We start from the raw sequence: 3,287 nt of genomic DNA, 5'->3' as shown, positions 1-3,287 counted from the left end.
CGGCACAGCCGAAGGCGGCGTGACCGGCGGCGGTACGGCGAATGGCGGCGCGGCTGCCGGTGGTACAGCCGCCGGTGTACGGGAAACGCCGGTCACCCCTCGGGTGCTGCCGGAAGTGTGACGCCCACGGTGTCCTGCCGCGGGAGCTGGGAGGACACCGCAGGTGAGCGTAGCCTCATTTTCATGGAGGTCATGCGCCCAGGCCTGATGCCCTACGACGAGGCGTGGCGGTTGCAGCGCGCGCTGGCCGACCGGCGGATCGCCGACGAGGCGGCCGACACCCTGATCCTCCTGGAACATCCCAGCGTCTACACCGCCGGCCGGCGCACCCAGCCGTGGGAACGCCCCTTCGACGGCACCCCGGTGGTGGACGTCGACCGGGGTGGCAAGATCACATGGCACGGCCCGGGGCAGCTCGTGGGCTACCCGGTGCTGCGGCTGCCCAGGCCGCTGGACGTGGTCGCCTACGTCCGCGCCCTCGAAGAAGCGCTGATCGCGGTCTGCGCGGAGTTCGGGGTGCCGGCCGTCCGGGTGGCCGGGCGCACCGGGGTGTGGACCGCCGACGGGGAGCGCAAGCTCGCGGCGATCGGCATCCGGGTGCGCTACCTGGTCGCCTACCACGGTTTCGCCCTCAACTGCAGCCCGGACCTCGGCGCCTTCACCAGGATCGTCCCGTGCGGCATCTCCGACGCCGGGGTGAGCAGCCTGAGCCGGGAGCTCGGCCGGGCCGTGACCGTCGAGGAGGCCCTGTCCGTCGTGGAACGCCACATGGTCGAGACGCTGACGGCCTTCATCGCCAGGTCACCGAGCGCGACCGGTCTGCCGGTACCGAGCACGACCGGCCCGCCGGCGCCGGGCGCGGACGGCCCGCCAGCGCCCGGCGGCGTGTCGCCGACGCGGGAGCCGGAGCTGGCCCGATGACCATCGACACCACGACCGCCAGCGCCACGCCGACCGCCACCGCGGTCACCACCGCCACGCCGACCGGCACCGCGGTGGCGGTTCCGGCCCCCGAGGGCCGGCGGATGCTGCGGCTGGAGGCCCGTAACACGGCCACGCCGATCGAGCGCAAGCCGCCGTGGATCCGCACCCGGATGCGGACCGGCCCGCAGTACTCCGACATCAAGGGACTCGTCCACGACAAGGGCCTGCACACGGTGTGTGAGGAGGCCGGCTGCCCGAACATCTACGAGTGCTGGGAGGACCGGGAGGCGACCTTCCTCATCGGCGGCGAGGTGTGCACCCGCCGGTGCGACTTCTGCCAGATCGACTCGGGACGCCCCGCGGCCTTCGACACCGACGAGCCGCGCCGGGTCGCCGAATCGGTGCGGACGATGGGCCTGCGCTACGCGACCGTGACCGGGGTGGCCCGCGACGACCTGCCCGACGGCGGGGCGTGGCTGTACGCGCAGACGGTCCGCGAGATCCACACGTCCTGCCCGGGCACCCGTGTCGAACTGCTCATCCCCGACTTCCACGCCCGTCCGGAGCAGCTCGCCGAGGTCTTCGGGGCGGCGCCCGAGGTGCTGGCCCACAACATCGAGACGGTGCCGCGGGTGTTCCGGCGCATCCGGCCCGGGTTCCGCTACGAGCGGTCGCTGGAGGTGCTCCGGCGGGCCCGGGACGCGGGCCTGGTGACCAAGTCCAACCTGATCCTGGGGCTCGGCGAGGAGCCCGCGGAGATCCTGTCGACCATGGCCGACCTGCTCGCCGCCGGCTGTGAGCTGCTGACCATCACCCAGTACCTGCGGCCCACTCCCCGCCACCACCCGGTGGAGCGCTGGGTGCGTCCCGAGGAGTTCGTCGAGCTGCGCGCGCAGGCCGAGCGGATGGGGTTCGTCGGCGTGCTCGCCGGCCCGCTGGTGCGCTCCTCCTACCGCGCCGGCCGGATGTACCAGCAGGCGGTCGAGCGACGCGGCGACGCGGCCGGGAACACGACCGGCAACGGAGCCGGGGGTGAGGCCACCGTCCCGGCCGGCTCCGTCGTCGGCCTCCCGGCCGGCACCGCGACCGGCACCGCGACCGGCACCGCGACCGGCACCGCGACCGGCACCGCGACCGGCACCGCGACCGGCACCACGCACGCCCGTCCGCGGGCGTCCGAGCAGCCCCGTCCGGACACGGGAGGCGTCAGAACGGACATTCCCGCCCCTGGCCACCCGAACTACGCAGAGTAATAAACGCGGTGGTAGGCCCGCCGCGGTGGCACTAGTGTCATCCGGCAGTAACCATTGCGCAGCGAGCAGACCAAGAACGAGATCATGACCGACAGCGCGTCCGACCGGCCTGGGAGATCTACGTGATCCTGCTGAAATCACTACTGACCGCCGTCGAAGAAGTGACTCTTCTCCTCCTCCCCCACGGCGGCCAGCGGACGGCGCGCCGCAACGCCTGGCGCGCCGCCGCCGACCTGCAGGTGGGTGCCGGCCGGCACGGCGAGGCCGGCTGGAAGGTCGTGCGCACCAGGCCGCAGGGCACGGGACGGGTGGCCATCGCGACCGAGCGTTGACCCCCGGCCGGCTCACCGGGCACCACGGATCGAGCCGTGCCCGATCCAGGTCGTAGGCTCGCGGTCATGGCGCGCACAAACAGATCCGGCGGCAGGGCGCCCGCCGCGGCGGGAACCACTGCGGGAAGCGGACGCGGGAAAGGGGCCGAGCGCGGGGCAGGCAGAGCGGGGCGCCTCACACAGCTACGGACGGTGTTCCGGCTCACCCGGCAGCGTGACCCGCACGTGGTGTGGTGGTCACTGCTCGGCCTGGTGATCCCGCTGGGGATCGTCGGCGTGCTGCTCGGGCTCCTCGTCGGCCCACTGTGGACGTGGCTGCCGGTCGGGATCGTGCTGGGGCTGCTCGGCGCCGTGAACGTCTTCAGCCGCCGGGTCCAGAAGACCGCCTACGCCGAGATGGAGGGCCAGCCCGGCGCCGCCGCCGGGATCATCGAACGGATGCGCGGCGACTGGCGGCTCACCCCCGCCGTGGCGGTCAACCGCAACCAGGACGTCGTGCACCGTGTGGTATGCCGCGCCGGCGTAGTGATCATCGCTGAGGGCCGGGGACGCGGCCAGCGCGACCTGCTCGGCACCGAGGTCCGCCGCGTCCGCAAGGTGGTCGGCGAGACGCCCATCCACGACATCGTGATCGGCAGCGGCCCCGGCGAGGTGCCCCTGCCGAAACTGCGGCTGACACTGATGCGGCTGCCCCGCACCCTGCGGCGCGGCGAGGTCGACCCCCTGGCGCGACGGCTACGGGCGGTGACCTCACCGACCCTGCCCATCCCCAAGGGCC

3 protein-coding genes and 1 pseudogene are annotated in these 3,287 nt (G+C 73.3%); all 4 read left to right on the top strand.

What is annotated here, in order from left to right; all coding sequences use genetic code 11:
* Nucleotides 1–192: 192 nt before the first annotated feature.
* Nucleotides 193–921: a lipoyl(octanoyl) transferase LipB gene (gene lipB / locus AC5LUJ_RS23245; RefSeq protein ID WP_250287132.1), complete on the top strand. Its 729-nt coding sequence runs from the start codon at nt 193–195 to the stop codon at nt 919–921.
* A 74-nt stretch (nt 922–995) separates the two neighbouring features.
* Nucleotides 996–1,925, top strand: a pseudogene (gene lipA, locus AC5LUJ_RS23240) (lipoyl synthase); the annotation flags it as partial.
* A gap of 374 nt (nt 1,926–2,299) precedes the next feature.
* Complete coding sequence (locus AC5LUJ_RS23235) at nt 2,300–2,509, top strand: hypothetical protein (RefSeq protein WP_250287130.1); 210 nt, start codon at nt 2,300–2,302, stop codon at nt 2,507–2,509.
* Nucleotides 2,510–2,701: 192 nt separating this feature from the next.
* Nucleotides 2,702–3,287: DUF4191 domain-containing protein (locus tag AC5LUJ_RS23230; RefSeq protein WP_493465774.1), on the top strand; the 586-nt coding region annotated here is incomplete at its 3' end.

Source organism: Protofrankia sp. CiP1_Cm_nod3, assembly GCF_982290655.1.
This window is presented reverse-complemented; position numbering and strand designations above follow the sequence as displayed.